Annotated in this window: 22 protein-coding genes and 1 pseudogene; 10 read left to right on the top strand and 13 right to left on the bottom strand. The window is 73.9% G+C overall.

What is annotated here, in order from left to right:
- Positions 1-90: 90 nt before the first annotated feature.
- From PUR71_RS06220 to PUR71_RS06210, 3 genes are all read right to left on the bottom strand, one after another.
- Positions 91-1371 (bottom strand): sensor histidine kinase, encoded by a 1281-nt coding sequence (locus PUR71_RS06220; RefSeq protein WP_329925312.1) that lies wholly within the window; start codon positions 1369-1371, stop codon positions 91-93.
- Between the two features lie 16 nt (positions 1372-1387).
- Positions 1388-2380, bottom strand: a complete 993-nt coding sequence (locus PUR71_RS06215; protein WP_329925311.1) for a hypothetical protein — start codon at positions 2378-2380, stop codon at positions 1388-1390.
- Between the two features lie 109 nt (positions 2381-2489).
- On the bottom strand, positions 2490-3014 hold the full coding sequence (locus PUR71_RS06210) for a GNAT family N-acetyltransferase (RefSeq protein ID WP_329925310.1): 525 nt from the start codon (positions 3012-3014) through the stop codon (positions 2490-2492).
- 452 nt (positions 3015-3466) lie between these two features.
- Here PUR71_RS06210 and PUR71_RS06205 point away from each other — a divergent pair, with 452 nt between their 5' ends.
- The 4 genes from PUR71_RS06205 to PUR71_RS06190 all read left to right on the top strand — a co-directional run bounded on the left by PUR71_RS06205 (position 3467) and on the right by PUR71_RS06190 (position 9383).
- A complete protein-coding gene (locus PUR71_RS06205) occupies positions 3467-4642 on the top strand; it encodes a CaiB/BaiF CoA transferase family protein (RefSeq protein ID WP_329925366.1) in 1176 nt (391 codons plus the stop codon).
- Positions 4643-4644: 2 nt separating this feature from the next.
- Entirely contained in the window at positions 4645-5787 is a 1143-nt protein-coding gene (locus PUR71_RS06200; RefSeq protein WP_329925309.1) for an acyl-CoA dehydrogenase family protein, read from the top strand.
- A gap of 118 nt (positions 5788-5905) precedes the next feature.
- Positions 5906-7120, top strand: a complete 1215-nt coding sequence (locus PUR71_RS06195) for an acetyl-CoA C-acetyltransferase (RefSeq protein WP_329925308.1) — start codon at positions 5906-5908, stop codon at positions 7118-7120.
- Positions 7121-7205: 85 nt separating this feature from the next.
- On the top strand, positions 7206-9383 hold the full coding sequence (locus PUR71_RS06190) for a 3-hydroxyacyl-CoA dehydrogenase NAD-binding domain-containing protein (protein WP_329925307.1): 2178 nt from the start codon (positions 7206-7208) through the stop codon (positions 9381-9383).
- A gap of 54 nt (positions 9384-9437) precedes the next feature.
- Here the strand turns inward: PUR71_RS06190 and PUR71_RS06185 are convergent, their stop codons facing one another.
- The 4 genes from PUR71_RS06185 to PUR71_RS06170 all read right to left on the bottom strand — a co-directional run bounded on the left by PUR71_RS06185 (position 9438) and on the right by PUR71_RS06170 (position 13866).
- Positions 9438-10193: a MerR family transcriptional regulator gene (locus tag PUR71_RS06185; protein ID WP_329925306.1), complete on the bottom strand. Its 756-nt coding sequence runs from the start codon at positions 10191-10193 to the stop codon at positions 9438-9440.
- Positions 10194-10340: 147 nt separating this feature from the next.
- On the bottom strand, positions 10341-11375 hold the full coding sequence (locus tag PUR71_RS06180; RefSeq protein WP_329925305.1) for an isopenicillin N synthase family dioxygenase: 1035 nt from the start codon (positions 11373-11375) through the stop codon (positions 10341-10343).
- Positions 11376-11788: 413 nt separating this feature from the next.
- Positions 11789-12448, bottom strand: a complete 660-nt coding sequence (locus PUR71_RS06175; protein ID WP_329925304.1) for a response regulator transcription factor — start codon at positions 12446-12448, stop codon at positions 11789-11791.
- Entirely contained in the window at positions 12400-13866 is a 1467-nt protein-coding gene (locus tag PUR71_RS06170; protein WP_329925303.1) for a sensor histidine kinase, read from the bottom strand. Before PUR71_RS06170 ends, PUR71_RS06175 begins: the two co-directional genes overlap by 49 nt.
- A gap of 237 nt (positions 13867-14103) precedes the next feature.
- On the opposite strand from PUR71_RS06170, the gene PUR71_RS06165 reads away from it, so the two are divergent.
- Complete coding sequence (locus tag PUR71_RS06165; protein WP_329925302.1) at positions 14104-14817, top strand: ABC transporter ATP-binding protein; 714 nt, start codon at positions 14104-14106, stop codon at positions 14815-14817.
- Between the two features lie 100 nt (positions 14818-14917).
- Positions 14918-17305 carry an ABC transporter permease gene (locus PUR71_RS06160; RefSeq protein WP_329925301.1) on the top strand — a complete coding sequence of 796 codons (2388 nt, stop codon included), beginning with the start codon at positions 14918-14920 and terminating at the stop codon, positions 17303-17305.
- Positions 17306-17427: 122 nt separating this feature from the next.
- Here the strand turns inward: PUR71_RS06160 and PUR71_RS06155 are convergent, their stop codons facing one another.
- The 4 genes from PUR71_RS06155 to PUR71_RS06140 form a co-directional block, all read right to left on the bottom strand.
- The gene (locus PUR71_RS06155; RefSeq protein ID WP_329925300.1) at positions 17428-18189 is read right to left on the bottom strand and encodes a MerR family transcriptional regulator; all 762 of its coding nucleotides are present in this window, start codon (positions 18187-18189) and stop codon (positions 17428-17430) included.
- Positions 18190-18495: 306 nt separating this feature from the next.
- Positions 18496-18867, bottom strand: a complete 372-nt coding sequence (locus PUR71_RS06150) for a hypothetical protein (RefSeq protein ID WP_329925299.1) — start codon at positions 18865-18867, stop codon at positions 18496-18498.
- A gap of 332 nt (positions 18868-19199) precedes the next feature.
- Positions 19200-20372 (bottom strand): SUKH-4 family immunity protein, encoded by a 1173-nt coding sequence (locus PUR71_RS06145; RefSeq protein ID WP_329925298.1) that lies wholly within the window; start codon positions 20370-20372, stop codon positions 19200-19202.
- A 98-nt stretch (positions 20373-20470) separates the two neighbouring features.
- The gene (locus PUR71_RS06140) at positions 20471-20926 is read right to left on the bottom strand and encodes a hypothetical protein (RefSeq protein ID WP_329925297.1); all 456 of its coding nucleotides are present in this window, start codon (positions 20924-20926) and stop codon (positions 20471-20473) included.
- A 177-nt stretch (positions 20927-21103) separates the two neighbouring features.
- On the opposite strand from PUR71_RS06140, the gene PUR71_RS06135 reads away from it, so the two are divergent.
- Positions 21104-21568, top strand: coding sequence for a hypothetical protein (locus PUR71_RS06135; protein WP_329925296.1), 465 nt, complete (start codon positions 21104-21106; stop codon positions 21566-21568).
- Between the two features lie 123 nt (positions 21569-21691).
- Positions 21692-22423, top strand: coding sequence for a hypothetical protein (locus tag PUR71_RS06130; protein ID WP_329925295.1), 732 nt, complete (start codon positions 21692-21694; stop codon positions 22421-22423).
- Here PUR71_RS06130 and PUR71_RS06125 read toward each other — a convergent pair.
- Positions 22416-23014, bottom strand: a pseudogene (locus PUR71_RS06125) (DinB family protein). The gene PUR71_RS06130 and the pseudogene PUR71_RS06125 sit on opposite strands and share 8 nt — an antisense overlap.
- 3 nt (positions 23015-23017) lie before the next feature.
- Between PUR71_RS06125 and PUR71_RS06120 the strand changes: the two are divergent.
- Together PUR71_RS06120 and PUR71_RS06115 are read left to right on the top strand one after the other, a co-directional pair.
- Positions 23018-23377, top strand: a complete 360-nt coding sequence (locus PUR71_RS06120) for a hypothetical protein (protein ID WP_329925294.1) — start codon at positions 23018-23020, stop codon at positions 23375-23377.
- A 115-nt stretch (positions 23378-23492) separates the two neighbouring features.
- Positions 23493-24386: a helix-hairpin-helix domain-containing protein gene (locus tag PUR71_RS06115; RefSeq protein ID WP_329925293.1), complete on the top strand. Its 894-nt coding sequence runs from the start codon at positions 23493-23495 to the stop codon at positions 24384-24386.
- A 382-nt stretch (positions 24387-24768) separates the two neighbouring features.
- On the opposite strand, the gene PUR71_RS06110 is transcribed toward PUR71_RS06115, so the two are convergent.
- Positions 24769-25653, bottom strand: a complete 885-nt coding sequence (locus PUR71_RS06110) for a TIGR03084 family metal-binding protein (protein WP_329925292.1) — start codon at positions 25651-25653, stop codon at positions 24769-24771.
- Positions 25654-25733 lie beyond the last annotated feature (80 nt).

Genomic DNA, 25733 nt, shown 5'->3' with positions numbered 1-25733 from the left:
TCGGTCGGTTGGCGGTCGGTTGATTGGTGCCTCGTCTGGTTGGCGTCGGCTCGGAGCCGGGGCGACGTCCGGCCGCGTTCCCGTCGGTTCCTACCGGCCGGTGGGCAGCCAGACGGCCAGCCGCCAAGCCGTCCCGTCCTCGGCCGGTCCCGCCTCGCTGCCGCCGCGCAGCGCCGCCGTCCGTTCCTCGATGCCGCGCAGCCCGCGCCCGCCGCCGGGGCGGCTCGGACGGCCGGGGCGCGGGCTGTCCAGGGGGTTGGTGAGTCGGATGTCCAGCCGGCCGTCCGCCAGGGCCACCCGCAGCGCGGCCGGCGCGGGCCCGGCGTGCCGCAGCACGTTGGTCAGGCCCTCCTGGACGATCCGGTACGCCTCGCAGGAGACCGCCGGCGGCAACCGGTCCAGGCCGGGGGAGAGCTCGGTGTCGACCCGCACGCCGGTGCGGGCGAGCTGGCGCAGCAGGTCGTCGAGCCCGGCCAGGGTGGGGCCGGCCGGTCCGTCGCCGGTGTCCTCCTCGCGCAACAGCCCCAGCACCGTGTCGAGTTCGGTGACGGCGGCCCGCGCGGTCTCCTCGATCGCGGCCAGCGCCTCGGCGGCGAAGTCCGGGTCGCTGCGCAGCACCCGGGCCGCCGCCGAGGCCTGGATGCCGACGGCGCTCAGCGCGTGCCCGACCGAGTCGTGCAGTTCGCGGGCCAGCCGGTTGCGCTGGGCGAGCACGGCGGCCCGGCGTTCGGCCACCGCCAGCCGTTCCTCGGGGGTCGGGCCGAGCAGGACCGGCGCCCAGCGGGCGAGCAGCGCGCCGCAGGCGGCGTTGGTGCCCACGATCAGGGCCAGGACGGCCAGGCCGAGGGCGACGCCGGTGAGCATCCAGCCGGGGAAGCCGCGCTCCCAGTAGTGGGTGAGGTCGTTGGCTCCCGGGAGGTCGAGGATCAGCACGACCGCGAACGGCGCCCCGGCCAGCGTCATGCCGGAGACCACCCCGCCGAGGAACAGGTGCAGCACGTACCAGCCGGCCGCGCGGCGCCGGGCCGCCCACGACCGGGCCGGGCCGGTGGCCAGCGCCTCGGGGCGGTCGGGCGTGCACAGCGCCCGCGCCGCCGCGCTCTCCAGTGTGCGGACGGTCGGGAGCAGGGCGGTGACGGCGGCCATCGGCAGCGAGGTGCCCACCGAGAGGAGTTGGAGCAGGAGTTGACGCAGGTGGGACTGGTTGTTGTTGAGCGCCCCGAGCAGCACCTGCGACAGCAGCCAGTACGGCATCAGCAGGGCGCCGCCGAGCACCAGGTGCACCCAGCGCAGCCGCGCCCGCCGCCCGAACAGCGTCTCCGCCGTCCGCCGGATGCGCCCCTGTCGCCGCACCTGCGCGCCCGTGTTCACCTGCCCGCCCCCGTGGTCACGCGCGCGACTCTACGGCAGCCGGCGGCCTCCCGGCGGCGGCCGCCGCCCGTTCGGTCAGCGCCATCGCGCCCGTCGCCAGGACCAGCAGTCCGGCCACGACCTGTCCGGCCTCCACCAGGACCATCAGCCCGGGCACCGCGTGCGGCAGGTCCGGGACGGTCGTCGTGCTCCCGAAGGCCACCAACTGCCAGGAGCCCCAGCCGAAGATCGACCCGGCCGCGGTCCACGCCACGGCGAACGGCGTCCGCAGCCGCCGGCCCGGCCCGATCCGGAACACCAGCACCAGCAGCGCTCCCGCCGCGGCCACCGCCATCACCGCCGTCACCGCGTCCATCGTCGCGACCGACCTGCTGCGCTCCTCGACCCACCGCAGCGGCAGCCCGGCCGTCCCGCCCGCCGCCCAGTACGCCCTGACCACCGCGACGCCCAGCCCGAGCAGTGCGGCCACGCCCGCGAAGGCGCGCTGCACGACGAGCGTGGGGGAGCCGGGCAGGTCGCCGACGCGCTCGCTCAGCAGGCCCGCCCAGCGCCGGCGGGCGTACAGGACGAACGCGAGGATCAGCGCCACGCCCTGCACCGAGAACCCGCCGTACACGAGCCCGAACACCCAGCCCGCGAGGCCGTCGTCGGCCTGCTGCGCCGCGTTCCGGTGCTCCGGGCCGAGCACCAGGCCGGCGAGCAGCGTCACCGGCACGGCCACCAGGATCGTCCCGAGCAGCCCGGTCGCCACCCACATCGGGAACGCCACCAGCCCGGCCCGCACCCGTGGGCCCCAGGGCCGGACGAAGGTGAGCGCGAGCGCCAGGGCGATCACGTCCATGCCGAAGGTGATGAGGTTGAGCAGCCAGAGCTTGTCCATGGCACCCGGGTCGCGCACGCCGGCCTCTGACCCGCACAGCCACGCCATCTTGAGCGTCAGGTAGGGCATCGTCGAAGCCATCGCGACTCCGGCCGCGACGCCCCGCACCACATCCTCTTTGTTCCTCATGCCCCTACGGTCGCGCCGGAGGCGGGGGCGGCACGTCGGCCCTGGAAACGATCCCCCTCCCCCTGGCGGGGGATCCGGCCATCAGCGCGGCGGCGGATGGGGCGGGGCCTCAGGGCATCCGGTGGATCAGCCGGTCCTCCGGGTCGACCCTGCCGTCCGGGTCCGGGACGAGCCCGAGGCGCTCGGCCAGCCGCCGCGACGGCAGGTTGTCGGCGTGGATCAGCGCGGTCACCGGCACGCCCGGGAACCGCGGCCCGGCCTCCGCGAGCGCCGCCCGGGCCGCCTCGGCCGCGTACCCGAGTCCCCAGGCGGTGGGCCGGAACCGGTAGTAGACGTTGAACACCCGCTCGTCGTCCAGCGTGTGGAGGCACACCCCCGCGAACCCGATCACCACCCCCGGCTCCTCGCGCGTCGCCACCGCGCAGTTCCCGACCCCGTCCCGCGTCCACTGCTCCAGGAAGCCGTCCAGCATCGCCCGGCTCTCCGAGCGGTCCCGGTGCGGCCCGTGCGGGTTGTACCGGTTGGTCTCCGGATCCCCGTGGACGGCGAACACCGCCTCGACGTCGTCGTCCTGCGGCCGCGTCAGCAGCAGCCGCTCGGTCGCGGCGACGATCGTGCGTCCGGCAACGGTCATGGCGGCCCCCCGTGTCATCAGTAATAGGTCGATCGCAGTTTAGGTCATTACCATGCTGCTCGCCTCCCGGAATCGCCTCCCGGAATCGCCTCCCAAGATCGGCTCGCACCGTCACGCCGCACTCGCCGGCCGGATCCACCGCCATGCCATCGCCGAGGCGTCCCGGCCATGTCCTCGCTGATCCGCCCGGCCCCCAGTGCCTCGTGCACCTCGTCCACCGTCGGGGCCCGTCGCGCACCGTGTCTGAGGTGCCGGGTGGCACCGTCAGTGGGCGAAGGAGCCCTCCGTGGTCGCCCCGGTGCGGCGCGTTGGGGGGGCGAGGTCTTGTTACCGGCGGGTCGCTTCTCTATCATCGCGAGTGTTACAGCTTTACTGTCAAACCCCGAAGGGTTCTGCAGCCAGTGCGTGACACCAGTGCTTCCCCGGCCCCGGGTGCCGGCCCGTTGGCGGGTGTGCGGGTGGTCGAGCTCGCGGGGATCGGGCCGGGGCCGTTCGCCGGCATGCTGCTCGCGGACCTCGGCGCCGACGTGGTGCGGGTGGACCGGCCCGATCCCTCGCCCCTCGGCATCGACCCCGCGCGGGACGTCACCAACCGCAACAAGCGCTCGGTGCTGATCGACCTCAAGTCCCCGGACGGGCCCGCCCGGGTGCTCGACCTCGTCGAGCGGGCCGACCTGCTGATCGAGGGCTACCGGCCGGGAGTCGCCGAGCGGCTCGGCGTCGGCCCCGACGCCTGCCTCGCGCGCAACCCCGCACTGGTGTACGGCCGGATGACCGGCTGGGGGCAGGAGGGGCCGCGCTCCGCGCAGGCCGGACACGACATCGGCTACGCGGCGGTCGCCGGCGTGCTCGGGCTGGTCGCCGCCCCCGGCGGGGCCGAGGAGGCGCCCGGGATCCCCGCCAACCTGCTCGGCGACTACGCGGGCGGCTCGCTCTACCTCGTCGTCGGCCTGCTCGCCGCGCTGCACCACGCCCGCGCCACCGGCACCGGCCAGGTCGTCGACGCGGCGATCGTGGACGGCGCCGCCCACCTCGGCAGCATGCTGTGGGGCCTGCTCGCGGCCGGCCACTGGCAGGACCGCCGGGGGGTGAACCTGCTCGACGGCGGCGCCCCCTTCTACGCGGTCTACCGTTCGGGGGACGGAGGTCACCTCGCCGTCGGCGCGCTGGAGCCGCGCTTCTACGCCGAGTTCGCCCGCCTGCTCGGCCTCGGCCCGGACGCGCCGGGCCAGCACGACCACGCCCGCTGGCCCGAACTGCGGGCCCTGATCGCCGAACGCTTCGCCACCCGCACCCGCGCCGAGTGGGAGGCCGTCTTCGCCGGCTCCGACGCCTGCGTGGAGCCCGTCCTGACGATGCGCCAGGCCGCCGCCGACGCCCACCTGGTGGCGCGCGGCACCTACGTCGAGGCGGACGGCGTCACCCAGCCCGCCCCCGCCCCGCGGTTCTCCGTCACCCCCGGTGCGCTGCGGCGCCCACCGGCCAGGCCCGGCGCGCACACCGCCGAGGTGGCCCGCGACTGGGACGTGCCCCTCCTGAGCCCCGACCCGGACAACGACGCAGCAGGCCGAGCAGCGGACCAAGCTGCCGAGCAAGCGGCAGGCCGAGCAGCAGACCAAGGAGCGTAGCGTTGCAGCGCGACATCTTCACCGAGCAGCACGACGACTTCCGGGACACCGTCAGGGCGTTCCTCGCCAAGGAGGTCCTGCCGCACTACGACCGCTGGGAGAAGGCCGGCATCGTCGACCGCTCCGTCTGGGTGGCGGCCGGCCGTCAGGGCCTGCTCGGCATCGCCGTCCCCGAGGAGTTCGGCGGCGGTGGCGCCCCGGACTTCCGCTACGCCGCCGTGCTGGCCGAGGAGTTCGCGCGCGCGGGCGCCCCCGGACTGGCGATCGGGCTGCACAACGACATCATCGGCCCCTACCTCACCTCGCTCGCCACCGAGGAGCAGAAGCGCCGCTGGCTGCCCGGCTTCTGCAGCGGTGAGATCATCACCGCGATCGCGATGACCGAGCCCGGCACCGGCTCCGACCTCCAGGGCATCCGCACTCAGGCGGTCGACCAGGGCGACCACTACCTGCTCAACGGCGCCAAGACCTTCATCTCCAACGGCATCCTCGCCGACCTGGTGATCGTCGTCGCCCGCACCACCCCCGAGGGCGGTGCCCACGGCCTGAGCCTGCTCGTCGTCGAGCGCGGCACCCCCGGCTTCGAGCGCGGCCGCAACCTGGACAAGATCGGCCAGAAGTCCCAGGACACCGCCGAGCTGTTCTTCGAGGACGTCCGGGTACCGAAGGAGAACCTGCTCGGCCGGCTCAACGGCGGGTTCGTCCACCTGATGCAGAACCTCGCCCAGGAGCGGCTCGCGATCGCCGTCGCCGCGATCGCCGGGGCCGAGTACCTGGTCGAGATCACCACCGATTACGTCAAGCAGCGCGAGGCCTTCGGCCGTCCGCTCGCCAAGCTCCAGCACGTGCGGTTCGAGATCGCCGAGCTCGCCACCGAGTGCGCCGTCACCCGGGCGTTCGTCGACCGCTGCATCACCGAGCACAACCGCTACGCCCTCACCCCGGTCGACGCCTCGATGGCCAAGTGGTGGGCCACCGAACTGCAGAAGCGCACCGCCGACCGGTGCCTCCAACTGCACGGCGGGTACGGGTACATGAGCGAGTTCCCGGTCGCCCGGGCGTTCACCGACGGGCGCATCCAGACCATCTACGGCGGCACCACCGAGATCATGAAGGAGATCGTCGGCCGCTCCATCCTGGGCTGACGCCCCTGCCGTCCGGCCCTCCCCGCGCACTGCGGCCCCCGAGCCCCGAACCACCGAAGCCTCGAAGCTCCGAACCCTGAAGTCCCGAAGCCCTGAAGCCCCGAAAGGCGTTCCCACCGTGACCACCGAAGCGTACGTCTACGACGCGATCCGCACCCCGCGCGGCCGGGGCAAGGCCACCGGCTCGCTGCACGGCACCAAGCCGATCGACCTGGTCGTCGGCCTGATCCACGAGCTGCGCGGCCGCTTCCCCGGCCTGGACCCGGCCGCGATCGACGACATCGTGCTCGGCGTCGTCAGCCCGGTCGGCGACCAGGGTTCCGACATCGCCCGGATCGCCGCCATCGCGGCCGGACTGCCCGACACCGTCGCCGGCGTGCAGGAGAACCGCTTCTGCGCCTCCGGTCTGGAGGCCGTCAACCTGGCCGCCGCCAAGGTCCGTTCCGGCTGGGAGGACCTCATTCTGGCGGGCGGCGTGGAGTCCATGTCCCGGGTGAAGATGGCCTCCGACGGCGGCGCCTGGTTCGCCGACCCGATGACGGCCTACGAGACCAACTTCGCCCCGCAGGGCATCGGCGCCGACCTCATCGCCACCATCGAGGGCTTCTCGCGCACCGACGTGGACGCCTTCGCCGCCGAGTCCCAGGCCCGCGCCGCCAAGGCCCAGGCGGACGGCCTCTTCGACCGCTCGGTCGTCCCGGTGCGCGACCGCAACGGCCTGGTGGTCCTGGACCGCGACGAGTTCATCCGTCCCGGCACCACGGTCGAGACCCTGGCCGGCCTCAAGCCCTCCTTCGCCCAGATCGGCGACGCCGGCGGCTTCGACGCCGTCGCCCTGCAGAAGTACCACTGGGTCGAGGCCATCGACCACGTCCACCACGCCGGCAACTCCTCCGGCATCGTGGACGGCGCCGCGCTGGTCGCCATCGGCAACCGCGAGGTCGGCGAGCGGTACGGGCTGCGCCCGCGCGCCCGGATCGTCTCCGCCGCCGTCTCCGGCTCCGAGCCGACCATCATGCTCACCGGCCCCGCCCCGGCCACCCGCAAGGCCCTCGCCAAGGCCGGGCTCACCGCCGCCGACATCGACCTCGTCGAGATCAACGAGGCCTTCGCCGCCGTCGCGCTGCGCTTCATCCGCGAACTCGGCTTCCGCCACGACCAGGTGAACGTCAACGGCGGCGCGATCGCGCTCGGCCACCCGCTCGGTGCCACCGGGGCGATGCTGATCGGCACCGTGATCGACGAACTGGAGCGGCGCGACCTGCGCTACGGCCTCGTCACCCTGTGCGTGGGCGGCGGCATGGGCATCGCCACCGTCGTCGAGCGCATCTGAGCCCGCCCGTCATCCGCCGCCGCCCTTGTCGGGGCGCGCTGTGCGCGGCACCTCTTTTCCTCGGATCCCCGGAGACCCTGACCTCATGAGCGACACCACCACCATCCGCTGGGAGCAGGACCAGGACGGCCTGGTCACCCTCGTCCTCGACGACCCCACCCAGTCCGTCAACACCATGAACGACGCCTTCACCGCCGACTTCGACGCCGTCGTCGCGCGGTTGGCCGGCCTCGCCGCCTCGGACGAACTGCGCGGCGTCGTCGTCACCTCGGGCAAGAAGACCTTCTTCGCCGGGGGAGACCTCCGGATGCTCTCCGCCGCCCGCCCCGAGGACGCCGCCGACGTCTTCGAGAAGTCGATGCGGCTCAAGCGCGCGCTGCGTGCCCTGGAGACCCTCGGCAAACCGGTCGTCGCGGCCGTCAACGGCAGCGCCCTCGGCGGTGGGCTGGAGATCGCGCTCGCCTGCCACCACCGGATCGCCCTGGACACCCCCGCCAGCCGGATCGGCCTGCCCGAGGTGACCCTCGGCCTGCTGCCGGGCGGCGGTGGCGTGGTCCGCACGGTCCGGCTGTTCGGCATCACCGACGCCCTCCTCAAGGTGCTGCTCCAGGGCCGCCAGTACCGCCCGGCGCAGGCGCTGGAGCAGGGCATCGTCCACGAGCTCGCCGCCACCCCGGAGGAGCTGGCGGCGAAGGCGCGGGCCTGGATCGCGGCCAATCCGACCGCCGCCCAGCCCTGGGACGTCAAGGGCTACAAGATCCCCGGCGGCACCCCGTCGACCCCGGCGCTCGCCGCCAACCTGCCGGCCTTCCCGGCCAACCTGCGCAAGCAGCTGGCCGGCGCGCCCTACCCTGCCCCGCGCAACATCCTCGCCGCCGCCGTCGAGAGCTCCCAGGTGGACATCGACACGGCCATGGTGATCGAGGCCCGCTACTTCACCGAGCTGGCCTGCGGGCAGACCAGCAAGAACATGATCCAGGCCCTGTTCTTCGACATGCAGGCCGTCAACTCGGGCGCCGGCCGCCCGAAGGGCGTCGAGAAGCGGACGGTCCGCAAGGTCGCCGTGCTCGGCGCGGGCATGATGGGCGCCGGCATCGCCTACGCGTGCGCCAAGGCCGGCATCGAGGTCGTGCTCAAGGACGTCAGTGTCGAGGCCGCCGAGCGCGGCAAGGCCTACAGCGCGGGCCTGCTGGAGAAGGCCGTCGCCCGGGGCCGCTCCACCGAGGCCAAGCGCGACGAACTGCTCGCCCGGATCACCCCCACCGCCGACCCGGCAGATCTGGCGGGCTGCGACGCGGTGATCGAGGCCGTCTTCGAGAACACCGAGCTGAAGCACAAGGTGTTCCAGGAGATCGAGGGCGTCGTCGCCCCCGACGCGCTGCTCTGCTCCAACACCTCCACCCTGCCCATCGGCGTGCTGGCCGAGGGCGTGCAGCGCGTGGGCGACTTCATCGGCCTGCACTTCTTCTCACCGGTCGACAAGATGCGGCTGGTCGAGATCATCCGCGGTCCGCAGACCGGCGACGAGGCCCTCGCCCGCGCCTTCGACCTCGTGCGGCAGATCGACAAGACCCCGATCGTCGTCAACGACTCGCGCGGCTTCTTCACCTCCCGGGTGATCGGCCAGTTCCTCAACGAGGGCGTCGCCATGGTCGGCGAGGGCATCGAGCCCGCCAGCATCGAGCAGGCCGCGGCCCAGGCCGGCTACCCCGCCAAGGTGCTCTCCCTGATGGACGAGCTCACCCTCACCCTGCCCCGCAAGATCCGCGACGAGTACCGCCGCGCCTCCGAGGCGGCCGGCGGCACCTGGACGCCGCACCCGGCCGACGCGGTCGTCGACCGCATGGTCGACGAGTTCGGCCGCCCCGGCCGCAGCGGCGGTGCCGGCTTCTACGAGTACGGCGAGGACGGCCGGCGCGGGCGGCTCTGGCCGGGGCTGCGCGAGCACTTCACCCGCGCCGACGCCGAGGTGCCCTTCGAGGACCTCAAGGAGCGCATGCTGTTCAGCGAGGCGCTCGACTCGGTGCGCTGCCTGGAGGAGGGCGTCCTGACCTCCGTCGCCGACGCCAACGTCGGCTCCATCCTCGGCATCGGCTTCCCGGCCTGGACGGGCGGCGTCTTCCAGTACATCAACGGCTACGAGGGCGGCCCGGCCGGCTTCGCGGCCCGCGCCCGCGAGCTCGCCGCCGCCTACGGCGAGCGGTTCGCGCCGCCCGCGCTGCTGGAGCGGATGGCGGCGGAGGGGCGGACCTTCTCCGACTGAGGCCTCCGCAGGGATCCTCCGCCGGGGTCCTCCGCCGGAGGCGCGACGGATCCGTCAGTCCTGAGTGGGTGGGGTCGTGTCCCGCACGGCCTCACCCAACTCCTCGCGCAGCGACCGCTGGAACGCCGTCACGAGCGCCTGCGCCACCATCGGCTGGATGTGGTCGGTCAGCGCCTTCATCCGCACCAGATCGTCCGGCGCGGGCCCGCTCTCCCGATAGGGCTTCCACACCGTCTCCCGGAAGAGCCGGTGCAACTCCCGTGCCGTGGCCCGGCTGTGCTCCAGCACCACGGTCCGGGCCGCCAGCAGCGTCTCCAACGGGATCGGCACGTCCAGGATGCGCACCCCCAGCGGGAGCAGCCCCGGATCCACCCGGAACACCTCCGGGTCGGCCGTCCGCTCCAGCGCCCCCATGGCGAGGAGCCGGTCCACCTGCTCCTCGGACAGCCCGCGCCCGGCCCGGCGCTCCAACTGTGCCCGGCCGACCTCCTCGGCCGCCTCCGGGGTCCAGGAGGCCACCAGTGCGCGGTGGATGGCGAGGTCGAGGGATGTGCTGTCCTCCGGCAGCCGGGCGAGGTAGCGCTCGATCGCGGCCAGCGTCAGCCCCTGTCGCTGCAGCTCCTCGATCAGCCCCAGCCGGTCCAGGTGCGTCACGCCGTACAGCCCGACGCGGCGCGGCCCCAGCTCGGGCGGCGGCAATAGCCCCTTCGTTCCGTAGAACCGGACGGTCCGCACCGTGACTCCGGCCCGCGCCGCCAGCTCGTCCACCGTCAGCCGGACCTCGCCCGCCACGGCTCCGTGCTCCCCCATCCGCCGCCTCCCGCCGCGCTGGCACACTCGTGCTGTAACAGCAGCAGTGTGACAGTGGCCGCCCCGCCGGTCCACCGCATCCGCGGGCACGGTCGATCGGGTCACTGCCTCCGGGCGCGCGACCGGCGGGGTGGGGCGACGGACGGTTCAGCGGGACGCGGTCTCCACGAGGTCGGGGTGGTGGCGGCGGGTGACCTCGGGATGAGCCCTCGTGTACCCCTTCCACTCGTTCTGTCCGAATTCCGCGAACAGCGGGTTGTCCGGGTCCTCGGTCGCGCCGGGGGCGTGGTGCGCGAGCGGGAAGTCGAGCGGTTCGACGTGGGCGTCGAGGCGGGGGTTGTAGAAGAACGGCACCGAGTAGCGCTCGCGCGCTCCGGGCGGGCTCACCACGCGGTGGCTGGTGGCCTTGAGGTAGCCGTCGGTGGCGACCTCCAGCAGTTCGCCGAGGTTGACGACGAACGCGCCCTCCAGTGGCGGGACATCGAGGAAGGTGCCGTCCGGACGCTCGACCTGGAGCCCGCCGACGGTGTCCTGGAGCAGCAGCGTGATGAAGCCGTAGTCCTTGTGCGCGCCGACGCCCTGGCCGGCGCCGTCCGGGGCGGTGCCGGGGTAGCGGACGAGCTTGAGCCGCAGGTGGGGGTGGCCGGCGAAGGCGGCGTCGTAGAAGTCGGGGCGGGCGCCGATCGAGGCGAGGAGTTCGTGCAGCAGGCGGCGGGCGACGGAGCCGAGGCGGTCGATCCACCCGAGGGTCGCGGTGCGCAGCTCGGGGAGCGCCGCGGGCCACTGGTTGGGGCCCTCCAGCCACCAGTACGGCGGCTCGCCCCGGCCGGGGACGTGCGGGGGCAGCTCGGCACCGATGTCCAGCTGGTCGCGCCAGTCCTGGCTGCCACCGGTGCGCTCGTCGCCGGTGCGGGTGTAGCCGCGGTAGTGGGGGGAGTTCAGGTTGCTCACGGAGAGCCGGTCGGCCTCGGGGAGGGCGAAGAAGGCCCGCATCGCGTCGGTGAGAGCGGCCGTCTCGGCCGGGGTTATCCCGTGGCCGACGAGCTGGAAGAAGCCGACGCCGGTGGCGGCGGCGCGGAGCTCGTCGTGCAGGCGGCGGCGGTCCTCGGGGCCGCCGTCGGCGAGCGAGAGGTCGATCACCGGGAGTGACTGGAGGTCGGACAGGGTGTGCTGCTGCGTCATGGGTGACATCCGCTGGGTCTCGTCCCGGCCGGTCCCGGTGGTCGACCGGGGGAGGGCGGAGCGGTGGCCTGGTGCGGCTCGTGCTCCGGGTGCCGGGTGGTGGTGGCGGCCCGGACGGGGCCGCCTTGAGGGTGGTGGCGCGAGGTTCAGCCGGAGCGTCGACAGGACATGCTCGTCACGCGGAGCAGGTCCACGTGGCGACGACGAACAAGGATGAGCACGTCACCAGCGTAGATGACCCGTTCTGTGTCGGGCGAGCCCCCTGCCGCGGAGGGCTCGCCCCCACTTCTCTGTGCTCTTGTCAAGGAGCCCTTCTCCGGCCGGGCGGTCCTCAGGCGCCCGGGTCCCGGTGGCTGGACAGTGGGCCTACGAGTTCTCGGGGCTCGGTTCTCGGTGGTCCGGATCTCGGTCGTTCAGTTCTTCTCCCCGTTGTTGAGGAAGGCGAGGACGGCCAGCACCCGCCGGTTGTCGTCGTCCGAGGGCTGGAGGTCGAGCCGGACGAAGATCGACGCCGTGTGCTTGGCGACCGCGCGCTCGGTGATCACCAGTTGCTGGGCGATCGCCGCGTTGGAGCGGCCCTCGGCCATCAGCGCGAGCACCTGCCGCTCGCGCGGGCTGAGGGTGGCGACCGGGCCGGCCGAGGAGTTGTGGGTGAGCAGTCGGGTGATCACCTCCGGATCCATCGCGGTGCCGCCTTGGGCGACCCGCCGTACCGCGTCGATGAACTGGGCGCCGTCCATCACCCGGTCCTTGAGCAGGTAGCCGATGCCGCCGGTACTGCCGCCCGCCAGCAGCTCGCGGGCGTACAGCTGCTCGACGAACTGGGAGAGCACCAGCACGGGCAGCCCGGGGTGGGCTCGACGGGCCGCCAGGGCTGCGCGCAGCCCCTCGTCGGTGAAGCCGGGAGGGAGCCGCACGTCGACCACGGCGATGTCCGGCCGGTCGGCGGCCACCGCGGCGAGCAGTTCCTCGCCGGTCTCCACGGCTGCCGTGACCTTCATGCCGTTGGCCTCCAGCAACCGGGTCAGCCCGTCCCGGAGGAGGAAGAGGTCTTCGGCGATGACAACGCGCACGGGATCTCCAGGTTCACGATGGTCGGACCGCCCGACGGGCTGCTGATCGCGAGAACCCCGTCGAACGCGGCCAGGCGGCGTTCGGTACCGCTGAGGCCGGTGCCCCGGGACGGGTCGGCGCCGCCACGCCCGTCGTCGGTCACCGATATCCGCAGCAGCCCGTCACTGTGCCCTATCTCGATCCACACGTGCGAGGCACCCGCGTGTTTCACCACGTTGGCCAGCAGTTCGCTGACCGCGAAGTAGGCGGCGGACTCGACCGGTGCCGCGGGGCGGCCGGGCAGTTCGCCGGCGAAGGTGACCGGCAGCGGCAGGTCCAGCGCCGTGGCCCGGACGGCGTCGGCCAGGCCGCGGTCGGCGAGCACCGGCGGATGGATGCCGCGGACCAGGTCCCGCAGCTCACCGAGCGCCTTGACCGAGGAGAGCCGTGCCTCGGCCAGGAGGGGGCGCAGCGCCACCGGGTCCTCCACCACCTGGTCGGCGACGGTCAGCAGCATGCCCAGCGCCACCAGTCGGGCCTGCGCCCCGTCGTGGAGGTCCCGCTCGATGCGGCGCAGTTCGGCGGCGCCGGCGTCGATGGTGTCCGCCCTCGTCCGGGTCAGGTGGCTGACCTGGCGGGCCAGTTCGGCCTGCCGGGAGGGCCCGAGCAGGGTGCGCGCGGCCCGCTCGTGCAGCCGCAGGACCGGAGGTGCGGCCCAGAGGGCGGCCACCGGAGCGATCCAGAGCCCCGTCATGTAGACGACTCCCAGGTGGACCAGCGGGCCGTTGCGCCCCAGCACCTCCAGCGAGACCGGGGCGAGGATGACGAACGCGGCGGTGAACAGGTAGGCGAGCCCGCTGAGGGACGTCCAGGCGAGGTCCCGCCAGGTGGCCGGGTCGGTCAACCAGCCGCCGGACAGCAGGCGCCGCCACGGCTCGGCGCCCGCGGGGCGGCGGTACGGCACCGGGACGGGCCGGCCGCTCCACTTCCCGACGACGCGCCTGGTCTCCGCCGCGCCCCAGCGCGCGCCGAGCAGACCGAACACGAGCATCGCCGGGGCCAGCCAGAGCGACCCGGAGCGGCCGCCGGGCGCCGCGCCGCTGTACAGGTGGGTGGCCATCACCGCGAGCGCGCCCGGTGCGACCAGGGCGGCCCCGATCGCCCGGCCCCCGCCCCCGGTGGCCCAGCAGAGCGCCCAGAGGGCCACCGGCCCGAGCGGTACGAGCAGGATCAGCGGCCCGCCCGGTGAGCGCCCGCCCGCGTCGTCGGGGCCGAGCAGCGCGGCGGCCAGCAGGATCGGCCCGGCCGCCAGCGCGACCAGCCCGGTCACGCCCAGCGTGAGCGTGTAGAGCGCCCGCACGCCGGCCACGACGGCGCTCGCCGTCCGCGCGGTGGCCCGCGTCACCACGTTCGTCTTCGTCCCGGCACCGGTCCTCATCCCGCGCCTCCTCTCCGTACGGCGGCCCGCAAGCCCCCTGTCGATCGGTCGGCAGCCAGTCTGCAGTGCCGTCCACCAGCGGCGCTCTAGGTCTGAACCCCGAAAACCAGGTGTATCTGAATACACCTCAGAGACGCCGTCTAGACAGCTGTCCGGCCCCCGGCCCCGGTTCGTAACGTCGTGTTCCGTCAGTCGGCACCGGCCTTCCGGTGCCGTGTCCCGAGCAGTGGAGGGCCCGTGAGTGCGCCGATCATCCAGATTCGCGGCGTCGGCAAGACGTACGACCGATCCGACGCCGCCCGTGCGGCGCTGGCCGGGCTCGACCTTGAGGTGCGGGCCGGGGAGGCGCTGGCCGTGCTCGGCCGGTCCGGCAGCGGCAAGTCGACGCTGCTCAACCTGATCGCCGGGCTCGACCGGCCGAGCGAGGGCGGCGTGGTGGTGGACGGCGTCGCCGTGCACGAGCTCGGCGAGGCCGCGCTGGCCGAGTACCGGCGGACGCGGATCGGCATGGTCTTCCAGTTCTTCAACCTCCTGGACGACCTGAACGTCGAGGACAACGTGCTGCTCCCGGCCCAACTGGCCGGGATGCGGCGGGAGAAGGCCCGCGTCCGGGCCGGCGAGCTGCTGGAGCGGCTCGGGGTGGCCCGGCACGCCATCGCCTTCCCGGGCCGGCTCTCCGGCGGCGAGCGCCAACGCGTCGCGGTGGCGCGGGCGTTGATGAACCGACCGCCGCTCCTGCTGGCGGACGAGCCGACGGGGGCGCTCGACTCGGCCTCGGCCGCCGACGTGCGGAGCCTCCTCACCGACCTCAACGCGGAGGGCCAGACGATCCTGCTGGTCACCCACGACACCACGCTCGCCGAGGCCTGCGCGAGCCGGACGATCGAACTGCTCGACGGCCGGCTCGTCCGGGACACCGCGGCGGCGCCCGCCGCCGGAGGTGTGCGGTGAGCGGGCGCCAGGGCTGCCCCCGACCGGGGGCCGGAGGAGACCGGACGACACGACGGCGCGGGTGGGCGATCGCCCCTGCCGGAGGAAAGGAGGTGGACGCATGAGCGCGCTGAGCAAGGTGGTGCGGGCCGGGGTCGGGCGCAAGCGGGTGCAGACGCTCGTCATGGTGCTCACCACGATGATGTCCGTGACGGCGTGCATCCTCGCGACGGGGTTGCTGGTCGCGGCGCAGGGGCCCTACCAACGCTCCTTCGCCGACCAGCGCGGCGCACACCTCAACGTGCTGTACGACCCGACCAAGGCGAGCCCCGCGCAGCTCGCCGCGACGGAGCGTGTTCCCGGTGTGACGGCCGCGGCCGGCCCCTACCCGGCGGTCACCGTCCAGGCGCGCTCCGGGCCGGACACCCGGCTGCCGCCGCCCGGGAGCCCGCTCCCGCCGCTGACGCTGGTCGGCCGGGAGCGGGGCGGCCCGATGGACGACCTGCACCTGGTGATGGGCCGGTGGGTCGCCGGCCCCGGCGAGGTGGTGTTCCTGGACGGCCACTCGCCGTTGGCCGTCGGCGACAGCGTGGCTTTCCCCGACCTGCCCGGCCGACCGACCCTCAAGGTCGTCGGCATCGCCTCCTCCGTCTCCTGGAGCGCGGACGGGTGGGTCGCTCCCGAGCAGGTCCCCGCGCTGACCGCGCCCGGTGCGGTGCCCGCCCAGCAGTACCTCTACCGCTTCGCCCACGCCGCCACCGACGCCGAGGTGGACGCGGACCACGCCGCGCTCGTCGCCGCGGCGCCGCCCGGCGCGCTCACCAGGGCCACCTCCTACCGTCCGGCCAAGGCCGAGGCCAACCGGACGGCGGCCACCTTCGTCCCGTTCGTGACGGCCTTCGGAGTGCTCGGCCTGGCCATGTCGGTGCTGATCATCGGGGTGGTGGTCAGTGGTGCCGTCAGCGCGGCGACCCGGCGGATCGGCATCCTGAAGTCACTCGGCTTCACCCCGGCCCAGGTGGCCCGCGCCTACGTCGGCCAGGCGCTGATCCCCGCCGGGATCGGCACCGCGCTCGGCGTGCTCGGCGGGAACCTGCTCTCCGTTCCCGTCCTCGGGCTGGCCCACAAGGCCCTGCACGGCGGTCTGCTCGGCATACCGCTCTGGGTGGACCTCGCGGTGCCGGCGGTCGCCCTGGCCGCCGTGGTGGCCACCGCACTGGTGCCCGCCCTGCGCGCCGGCCGGCTGCGCACGGTGGAGGCGCTCGCGGTCGGCCGTACGGCGCCGGGGGCCAAGCGTGCCGCGGCCCGCGGTGATGGTGCGGCGGGCTCGGGCCCGGTGGCCGCGCTCCACCGGCTGATCGGTCGGCTGCCGGTGCCGCGTGCCCTGAGCCTCGGGCTGGCGAGTCCGTTCGACCGGCCGGGCCGCTCGGCGACCACCGCCGCCGCCGTGCTGCTCGGCACCGCCGGGGTCACGCTCTGCGTCGGTCTCACGCTTTCGCTCACCGGCTTCCAGGAGGGCCTGACGGCCGAGCGCGCGGGCAAGGTCGTGGTGGAGGCCCCGATCGACGGTTCCGTGAAGGTCCCCGACCACGTCGACGAGGCAGCCGTGGCCAACGCGATCGACACCCGCCCCGGCACCCGGGCCTGGTACAGCACCGTCCCGACCTCGGTCGCGGTGGCCGGGAACACCGCCCGCTCCGAAGTGGTGGCCTTCTCCGGCGACGCCTCCTGGAGCGGCTACCAGATGGTCTCGGGCCGCTGGTTCAGCGGCCCCGGCGAAGCGGTGGTCGGCTCCGGCTACCTCCGGGCCAACCAGGCCAAGGTGGGCGACACTATCACCCTCACCGACCAGGGGCGCTCCATCCCGGTGCGGATCACCGGTGAGGTGCTGGCCACCAACGACCTGGTCTTCGTCGACCGGGCCGCGTCGGCCGCGCTCGGCTCGCCCGTCCACGCCGAAGCCATCGCCTACCACATCGACCTCGCCGCCGGCACCGATGCCACGGCCTACGCGGACGGACTCGACGCCGCCGTCCGGCCCCTGGGCCTGGGCGCCGAGCCGGGTGGGACGCACCTCAACCTCGTCGTCCTCGCGATGAACACCCTGGCCGGGACACTGACCCTGTTGCTGATCGCGGTGGCGGGCCTCGGGGTCCTCAACACGGTGCTGCTGGACACCCGAGAGCGGGTGCACGACCTCGGGGTGTTCAAGGCGCTCGGGATGTCGCCCCGGCAGACGGTCGGCATGGTGCTCACCTCCGTCTGCGGGAGCGGGTTGGTGGCCGGGCTGATCGGCGTGCCGATCGGGATCCTGGTGCACCACTGGGTGATGCCGGCCACGGCGAGCGCCGCCGGGGTCGGGGTGCCCGAGGCGGATCTGGCAGTCTTCACCCCCTCGGTGGTGGGGCCGCTGATACTCGGCGGCCTGGTGCTGGCGCTGATCGGCGCCCTCCTGCCCGCGACCTGGGCGGCCCGCACCCGGACGGTCACGGCGCTGCGCACCGAGTGAGGCCGGCGGGCCGGCGGGCCGGGGCAGCCGGAGCGCCGGCCCGGCCCGGGGAGTGTCCGGCGCCCGTCACTCGCAGCCGACCACCCTGCCCGGCCCGACCGGCCATCACCCGCAGGACGGGCTCAGGTGAGCCGCGTCGCCGCGTACGCCTCCATGGCGGCCCGCTGGTAGGCGGCCAGGCCCGGCCTGACGGCCTCGTAGACGGCGCGCCACTGCTCGTTCTCCACACAGGACCGGGCGATCGCGAGGTACTCCTCGACGGGGACCGGTCGGAGCGCGACGAGGTCCCGGTACTCCGTGTCGATCTTGGTCTGCACGGGTTCGGCGTCGGCCGGGAGGCCGTCCGCCATGAGCTCGGCGAGCCGGATCATCCGCGCGGTCCGCTCGCGCTGGCCGGCCTCGACCTGGGCCGGGGTCATCGCGGCGGTCGCCCGCAAGGCGGCCTCCGCGTGCTCGGGGAAGTCACGGAGGCTCTCCTCGACGTCCGCGGGCTGGATGCCCTCGAACAGGTTCTCCGGGCGGTTGATGCTGGTCATGGGTGTGCCGTCCTTCCTGGATCGTTCCAGTTCGGCGATCGTGCGGGAGACGGTGGTGGCCAGGCCGCTCAGCCGGTCCCGCTCGGCGATCAGCCGGTGGTGGTGGCCGCGCAGGGCCTCCAGCTCGTCCACCTGCTCGCCGAGGATCCGGGCAATCTCGGTCAGCCCGACGCCCAGCGCCCGCAGCACGAGAATCTGCTGCAACTGCAGCAACTGCCGTTCCTCGTAGTAGCGGTGACCGTTGGAGCCGATCCACGCCGGGGGCAGCAGCCCGATCTCGTCGTAGTGCCGCAGGGTCCGGGCGGTGACGCCCGACATCCGGGCGACCTCCGCGATCGGCCAGGCCATGCCTGCCTCCTCCAGGTTCCGTCCTGCACGTTCGCCGTTTCCGGGGCCGGTTCCTCCGGCCCTGGTGACGACGGTAGGAGCTGCCGTTGCGGCAACTTCAAGTCGGCGACGCTTCTGCACGGCAGTGACGCCACGTCGAGACAGCTCGCGTTGGAGAGCCAGTGTCCGGATCCTGTCCGGATCTCGCCCCCGGCCCTTGCCTGCGGGCGCGACCGCCGCTCAGACTCGACATTCGCCTGACTGAGCATCAAGATTCGTCAAGAAAAAGGACAAATGATGCATCAGGCCCAGCGCCTACTAGCCCCGCTAGCCCCGCCCGTGGCCCACCTGCCACTCCGCCCCGGGCAGCGGGTGCGCACGGCGGACCCGCGCCAGGGCGGTCAGCGCCCACACTGCCGTCGTCAGTAGCGCGTAGAAGAGCAGCAGCGTCCAGAACGGCGTGGTGGACACGCTCCCGTCCTCGAACCGGCACCACGCGTCGGGCGGGAGCCACGAAGCGCCCGTCTCCAGCAGCCGTCCGCTGCCGGTCACCAGGCCTCGTTCGCACCGCTCCGCGAAGTCCAGTGACCGCACGTACAGCGCCCCGTACACGACGCCCGCGCCGGCGAGTGACAGCGCCGCGCCGACGCCGAGCAGGACCGCCCGTCTTCGCGCGGCCGCCGTACGGATGTTCGTCACCGAGGCAGCGTACCGGCCTGCGAGCAGGCACGACCGGTCCGTCGCGGGGCATGCGGCGCGGCGTCCACCATTCGTGTTCGCACCGCTGCGGGAGGCTCCCGCAACGCCGCCGTGAAGCCCCCGGGGCGTGGCCGTTACCGCCCTCGCGCCGCCTCCGCCCGCCCACGCGGGCCGCCGCCGACACCCGGACCCTGGCCGACACCCGGACCCTGGCCGACACCCGGACCCCTGCCCGCGCGGAAACCCCGCGCCGAAACCCCGCCGGAGCCCCCTGCCGCGGCGCCACAAGGCCCGGCGCTCCCAAGGCCCCGGCGCCCCCTGGCGGCCCCGGCTCACCCCAGCAGGCCGCCCATGTGCGCGTCCTCGGCGAGCAGCCGCCACGACCGTCCCGGCGCGAACGCCTCCGGGTCGAGCGCCTCCACCACGCCGTCCACGGCGGTGGCCAGCAGCGACTGCGGGTCGAACACCGCCCAGGTGCCGCGGCCCACGCCGTGGTCCCAGCGCTCCCACTCGGCGCGCATGCGCTCGTACGTCCACAGCGAGTAGAGGAGGGCGGAGAGGTCGCGGTTGAGGTAGGCCTCGGGCTCGCCGTCGTCGTACCAGTCGGGCAGTTCCAGCAGGCCGGTCGCCCCGTCCAGCGCGATCACGAGGTCCGTCGGCCAGTGGCCGAGGGCGACGAAGTCGCGCTGGTAGGGGCGCTCCTCCTCGCCGTCGAAGTACTCCGGGTAGGCCTCGCCCATGGTGATCAGGGGTTCCTCGGACACCCCGAACATCGCCCCGCCGAGCGGTAGGCCGATCCCGGTCAGCAGCCGGCGCGTCGGCTCGTGCACGAGGCCGGGCGGCAGCTCCTCGGGGCGGTAGCGGTGCACCAGGCCCTCGTCCGTCAGTGTCGCGATCTCCGCGACCAGGTCCGCGCCGATCTCGTACGCCGGCCCGTCCGGCCCGCCCGGCAGCGCGCCCCAGCCCAGGGCCCGCACCAGCAGCGTCGTGCCCCAGTGCGCGGGCGGGACGTCCGAGCGGCGGAACAGGGCGGGGTCGAGCTCCCGCAGCCGACGGTCCGCCGCCGCCATGACCTCGGCCACGACGGCCGGGCCGCGCCGCCCGTCCAGCGCGTCGGGCTGGCGGGCGGCCTCCGCCACCGACTCGACCTCCCGCACCATCGCGGCCAGGGCGGGCAGGTCGGAGGCGAGGAGGTCGCGCTCCAGGTGCCCGCCCGACGGCTTCGCGAGGAACACCTCGCCGGTGACGCCGTCCAGCAGTACCGCGTTCCCGGCGCGTGCGAAGGGGGCGCAGTACTCCGTCTCGCCCAGCACGAACAGCCGCCCGGCCGTCGCGGCGTCCGCCGGAGCGAACGACTCCGCCGACGCCGGCAGCTCCACCGACTCCAGCGGTCCGTCCCCGAACCGCCCGAAGTCCAGGAACGCCCCCGTCCGCGGCAGGCCCTCCCGCTCCAGGAACTCCCGGCTCCCGACGTGCACCACCCCGGCCGGAAGCTCCCCGGTCATCACCAGCCCGTACCCCACGAGCCCACCACCCTCCCCGTTCGGCCCCTGACCACCCCGACCCTAACGGCCACCCCCGACACCCCCGCACCGGGCCCGCACTACACCCGGGAACCGTCGTCCACGTTCCACCGGGCCGGCAGGTCGCCGTCGCAGAACACGCACACGAAGGAGCCCTCGCGGACGACGTTGAGGCCCCGGCAGCCCGGGCAGCGCCGGAACACCACCCCGTACGTGAAGCCTCCCGAATGACGCACGCCGATCCGCTCCAGCGCCGCTGCGACGGCGGGCCAGGACACGACGTCCGGGCAGTACCCGGTGGACTGGTTGCTGATCTCCGCGGCCGTCCAGCCACTGAAGCCCGCGCCGTCGCTCCGCTCGAAGTCGCTCCGCTCGAAGTCGCCCTGCTCGAAGCGGATCTCCCCGGCGCTCAGCACCGACTCACCGCCCGCGCAGACCACGTGCTCACTGCGGCGCGGGGCGAGGCGCAGGAAGCCGGAGAGGCCGACGACGAAGGTGAACGGCTCCGCGAGCTCCGCAGCGGTCCGTTCGTTCACCCATGCGCTGAACTCCTGCCCCGTCCGGACCAGTTGCCCAGCCGGTCCGCCTCCGCCCCACAACTCCGGCGGCCCCACGTACCGGTACCCCCGCTCCGGGCCCGCCGTCGCCGCACCCTGCGTCGTCATACCCGGAGTCATACCCGGAAGCCTAGGGCGTCTGGTTGCATGCGTGGCATGAACGCCATAGTCACGAGCACTATCGCGGTGCTCGGCACGCTCCTGGGGTCGACGGTGACGCACGTCTTCCAGCGGCGGGCCACACTCCGTACGGAACACACCGCGCGTCTGGAACGAGGGCGGCAGGAGCGGCTGGAGGTGTTCGGCTCGTACGCCGGGCTGCTCGTGGAGTACCGGCAGGCCGCGCTGCACCACTGGTTCTGCGTGCACGAGGGGCGGGACGCCGAGGACGAGGTCGAGTTGCGCAGGCGGTCGTTCGAGACGCGTTCCGGGGCGCAGCGGGCCCTTTTCCAGCTCCAGTTGCTCGTCGACGAGCCCGACCTCCTGGCCGCTGCCGGGGAGGCCTTCGGGCGGATCGGCCGGATCGACCGGGCGGAGGACCGGCAGGACGTCACCGTCCGGCGGGACGGCAGTCGGGAGGCGATCGACGCCTTCGTCGCGACGGCGCGCCGGTACGTGTAGGTGGCGGGGCGCAGGCCGTGGCCCTTCACGTCCTGGTGCAGCGCCATCTCGTACGCGAGCAGGGCGAGGTGCCCCGCGGGAGCACTCCCGCATCCGTTACCCACCGAGGAGCGACAGCGGCACATGGCCGACGATGCCGACGAGAACGTATTGGCCGTGCACTCCCTGCTCGGCAACCGGCTGCTGCGGGTGACCACGGCCCGGCGCCAGGACCCCGACACCAAGTCCCGGCCGCTGCTGAACCTTTGGCTCCACCTGGAGGGGCTGGGGCGGGTCCGCCTCCACACACCCGGGGCCGGCCTGTGGCCGATGCTCGATGAGTCCCACGAGGCGTCCGACGTGCGGGAGCGCGTCACCGTCACCGACGACCCGTCGGACGTCCCGCTGGCCGCTCACGTCGGCCAAGTCCTGCGCGGGGTAAGGGACATCGGATACCAGCCCGGCCGTGACGGGTTCGTGGCCGGCCTCACGCTCGTCTTCCCGGGCGGGGCCGTTCGCCTGCTCGCGCCCGACGGCGACCTCGTCGTCACCGATGTCACCGATGTCACCGACGTGGCCGACGTGGCCGACGTCGCCGATGCCGATGCGACCCTCGCCCGGGTGGTGCAGACCTGCTCCGCCAGTCCGTCGCAGTGGGACGCGTGGACGACGACCGGCCGCTACCTGTACCTGCGCTACCGGCACGGCAACGGCAGCGTCGAACTGCAGCCGAGCGAGGACGTCGACACCTGGGACGGCGAGGGCTACGAGCTCCGGGCGGAGTGGGACGACGGGACCGGCGGCGGCAGCATCGACCTCGCGGACTTCCTCTCCGCCGCCGGTCTCCGGCTCGCCGCGGACGCCGAGGTCAGCTGAGCCCGGCGGCGTCCCGCGCGGCGCGCTCCACCCGGGCGTGATGGTCGGCCCACCAAGTGGCGTCGCCCGGGGCCGTGTTGGCGCCGTCGGGGCGGTGGCCGGCGGTGCCGTCGACGAGTTCGCGGACGAGGTCGGCGTGGCCGGCGTGGCCGGCGTGCCGGTGGGTCTCGGAGACCATGTGCACCAGGACCCGGTGGAGCGTCTGCTTCGGCCGTGCGCCGAACGGCAGTTGGCCGACCGCGTCGGGGGGCAGCGCCTCGATCGTCCCGTCCGCGTGCGCGCAGGCCCGGCGGTAGCGCCCGACGACGTCCTCGGTGGTCTCGTCGGGCCGGGCCCAGAGGTCGGCGTTCGGCTCGGCGGCGCCGGTGATCCAGAGCGGGGCGGGTTCGGGGAAGGGGCGGCCCAAGGTGTCGCCGAAGTAGAGCGCCTCGGCGCCGGTGAGGTGTTTGACGAGGCCGAGCAGGTTGGTGCCGGTCGGGGTGAGCGGGCGGCGGAGGTCGTACTCGGGGAGCCGTCGAGCTTCCAGAGCAGGACGTCGCGGGCGTCCTGGAGGTGGACGCGGAGATCGGCCTCGGGGTCGGTGGCGGTCATGGGATGGGACGCGAGGCGCGGGCGCTGCTGGACGACTTCCTCGGGGCGCTGATCTGGTGGGGGCCCGAGGTCGACAGCGACAACGAGCACGTGGAGGCCGGTGTCTTCCCACCCGACGACCCGGGCCTGCGTTCCGGGCCGCTGATCGCGTGGGGGCCGGGTGAGACGGCGCGGCTGAGCCGTCGCTGGCGGGAGATCGTCCCCGTCCTGCCGAGGCTGCGGGAGCCCTACGACCGCCTCGCCGCCGCCCCCGGCGGCAGGATCGAGGGTTTCGACGACTTCGCGGGGCTGTTGTCCGGGTGGGGGGAAGTGGTCGGCGAGGCCGAACGTCGCGGGTGGGGGATCGTCGGGATCCCGGTCTGACGACGGCCGGGCCGGGATTGGTTCGCACGGCTCTCACCTCGCCTTTCGGCCACAGATCGAGGCGTTCTCCAACTACGGCTTCCCGGAGAGCCACGCGATCAGCTTCGCCTACCTGGTGTACGCGAGCGCCTGGCTCAAGTACCACTTCCCGGCGGCCTTCGCCTGCGCCCTGCTGGCCAACCAGCCGATGGGCTTCTACTCGCCGCTCAGCCTGGTGTCGGACGCGCGGCGGCACGGGGTGCGGGTGCGCGGGGTGGACGTCAACGCGAGCGGGGCGCGGCCCGGCCTGGAGCCGTACCGGGGGCCGACGCCGGCGCCGCCGCTGACGGCGGGCCGTCCGCAGCCGGCGATCCGGCTCGGGCTGGAGACCGTCCGCGGCATCGGCACCCCGCAGGCCGAGGCGATCGTGGCCGGGCAGCCGTACGCCGGCCTGGAGGACTTCGCTCGCCGGACGGGCCTGCCCGCGCCCGTGCTGGAGGCGCTGGCGACGGCGGGTGCGTTCGACTGCTTCGGTCTGACGCGGCGTCAGGCACTCTGGTCGGCGGGCGCGTTCGCGGGAATCTCGGCCGAACTGCTGCCCGGCACCACCCCCGGCACCGAGGCGCCGGAGCTGCCCGGCATGAGCCCGGTCGAGGAGACCATCGCCGACCTGTGGGCCACCGGCACCTCCGCCACCAGCCATCCGCTCCAGCATCTGCGCGCCCACCTGGAACGCGGCGGCGCGCTCTCGGCGGCCCAACTCCCGGACGTCCCAGCGGGAAGGGCGGTGGTGGTCGGCGGCCTGGTCACCCACCGCCAGCGTCCGCCGACGGCCGGCGGGGTGCTGTTCCTCAGCCTGGAGGACGAGACCGGTCTGATCAAGGTGATCTGCAACCGCCCGGTCTGGGAGTCCCAGCGCCGTACCGCCCTCGACCGCGCCGGCCTCCTCGTCCACGGCCACATCGAACGCGACCGCGGCGCCACCAACCTGATCGCCACCCGCCTCACGCCACTACGGATCGGCCTCTGAGCCCGGGTACCGGCCCTCGGCCGGGATACCGCACGAGCGCGCTCAGGTCCAGGTCGAAGTCGAACGGATCGGGGCGTGACCACGCCCTCCCGCGGGTCGATGATCCGGTGGAGCGGAGCGGGATGCTCATCACCGCGTAGTCGCGAAGCTTGTCCGAACCGAACCGCGATCGCTACCGTGCGCGGCACGACCGGACGTTCGGTGACGGTATCCACATCGGCATGACCGGCGTGTCGCCGGACCAATCGACCCGGACGCCGTCGGGAGCCGCGCACCACCTCCTCGACGAAGTCGCGGTGCCGCTCGTAGAAGCTCATGCTGCCTCCTCCGCAATGGGCATTCGGCAGGTCGAAGTCCAGGCACGTGCCCCGGCCGGGGCCGTTCAGCCGCCGGTGGCGGGGCCGCGGCCCTTGCCCGGGGTGCCGGCGAAGGCCTGGGCGATGGGGAGCCAGGCGGTGGCGGTCGGACCGGTGGCGGTCAGGGCGAGGTCGTCGCGGTGGCGGCGTTGGGTGACCAGGAGGCAGAAGTCGAGGGCGGGGCCGCGCACCACGTCGGGGGCGTCGGGCGGGCCGAAGGTCCACGAGGTGCCGTCGGGGGCGGTCAGTTCGAGGCGGACCGGGTTCTGCGGGGCGGGGAGGCCGTGCAGGGTGAAGGCGAAGCCGAGGGTGCGCAGGCCCAGGTGGGCGATGTGCCGCAGGCGGGCCGAGGGTTCGCGGGTGACGCCGAGGGCGTCGGCGACGTCCTGGCCGTGCGCCCAGGTCTCCATCAGGCGGGCGGTGGCCATCGAGGCGGGCTTCATCGGCGGGCCGAACCAGGGGAGTTTGACGTCGGCCGGGGTGGCGGCGAGCGCGGCGTGCACCTCGTCGCGTCCGGTGCGCCAGCGGGCGAGCAGGGTGGCGGGCTCGTCGGCGGCGCCAGCGGCCGCGCCCTCGTCGACCGGGTCGCGGCCGGCCGCGAGGAGGTCGCCGAAGGCGGCGCCGGCGTCCGCGGTGAAGGCCTCGCCGTCGCGGGTGGCGCGGACCGTCCAGTCGTCGGTCCAGGCGAGGTGGGCGATCTGGTGCGCGACCGTCCAGCCCTCGGCGGGGGTGGGGCGGGCCCAGCCGGCCGCGGGGAGGTCGGCCACCAGCGCGTCCAGGACGGCGCTCTCGGCGGTCAGGTCGGCCAGCAGGTCGCGCAGGACGTCCTGTGCAGCGTCCTGCGGGCCGCCCTGTGGGGCGCCCTTCGGGACGTCCTTCGAGGCGTCCTTCGGGGCGTTCGGATCCGTCATCGGTTCCCCTTCCTCCGGTCCCGGCGCATTACCCGCCGGTAATCCACGGCCACGGCCGCACCCTACGCCGGGCGCGGCCC

It is taken from the genome of Streptomyces sp. SP17BM10 (assembly GCF_036322405.1).
Classification (GTDB): domain Bacteria; phylum Actinomycetota; class Actinomycetes; order Streptomycetales; family Streptomycetaceae; genus Kitasatospora.
Note: the sequence above shows the minus strand (reverse complement) of the source record. Positions and strands in the feature narration are given on the sequence as shown.

What these genes read in the sequence shown, in the direction of transcription:
- PUR71_RS06190 (WP_329925307.1), top strand. Translation starts at nt 7,206, where the DNA reads ATGAGCGACACCACCACCATCCGCTGGGAGCAGGACCAGGACGGCCTG.
- PUR71_RS06155 (WP_329925300.1), bottom strand. Translation starts at nt 18,189, where the DNA reads ATGGCCTGGCCGATCGCGGAGGTCGCCCGGATGTCGGGCGTCACCGCC.
- PUR71_RS06110 (WP_329925292.1), bottom strand. Translation starts at nt 25,653, where the DNA reads ATGACGGATCCGAACGCCCCGAAGGACGCCTCGAAGGACGTCCCGAAG.
- PUR71_RS06170 (WP_329925303.1), bottom strand. Translation starts at nt 13,866, where the DNA reads ATGAGGACCGGTGCCGGGACGAAGACGAACGTGGTGACGCGGGCCACC.
- PUR71_RS06215 (WP_329925311.1), bottom strand. Translation starts at nt 2,380, where the DNA reads ATGAGGAACAAAGAGGATGTGGTGCGGGGCGTCGCGGCCGGAGTCGCG.
- PUR71_RS06180 (WP_329925305.1), bottom strand. Translation starts at nt 11,375, where the DNA reads ATGACGCAGCAGCACACCCTGTCCGACCTCCAGTCACTCCCGGTGATC.
- PUR71_RS06130 (WP_329925295.1), top strand. Translation starts at nt 21,692, where the DNA reads ATGGCCGACGATGCCGACGAGAACGTATTGGCCGTGCACTCCCTGCTC.
- PUR71_RS06135 (WP_329925296.1), top strand. Translation starts at nt 21,104, where the DNA reads ATGAACGCCATAGTCACGAGCACTATCGCGGTGCTCGGCACGCTCCTG.
- PUR71_RS06160 (WP_329925301.1), top strand. Translation starts at nt 14,918, where the DNA reads ATGAGCGCGCTGAGCAAGGTGGTGCGGGCCGGGGTCGGGCGCAAGCGG.
- PUR71_RS06210 (WP_329925310.1), bottom strand. Translation starts at nt 3,014, where the DNA reads ATGACCGTTGCCGGACGCACGATCGTCGCCGCGACCGAGCGGCTGCTG.
- PUR71_RS06120 (WP_329925294.1), top strand. Translation starts at nt 23,018, where the DNA reads ATGGGACGCGAGGCGCGGGCGCTGCTGGACGACTTCCTCGGGGCGCTG.
- PUR71_RS06145 (WP_329925298.1), bottom strand. Translation starts at nt 20,372, where the DNA reads ATGACCGGGGAGCTTCCGGCCGGGGTGGTGCACGTCGGGAGCCGGGAG.
- PUR71_RS06185 (WP_329925306.1), bottom strand. Translation starts at nt 10,193, where the DNA reads ATGGGGGAGCACGGAGCCGTGGCGGGCGAGGTCCGGCTGACGGTGGAC.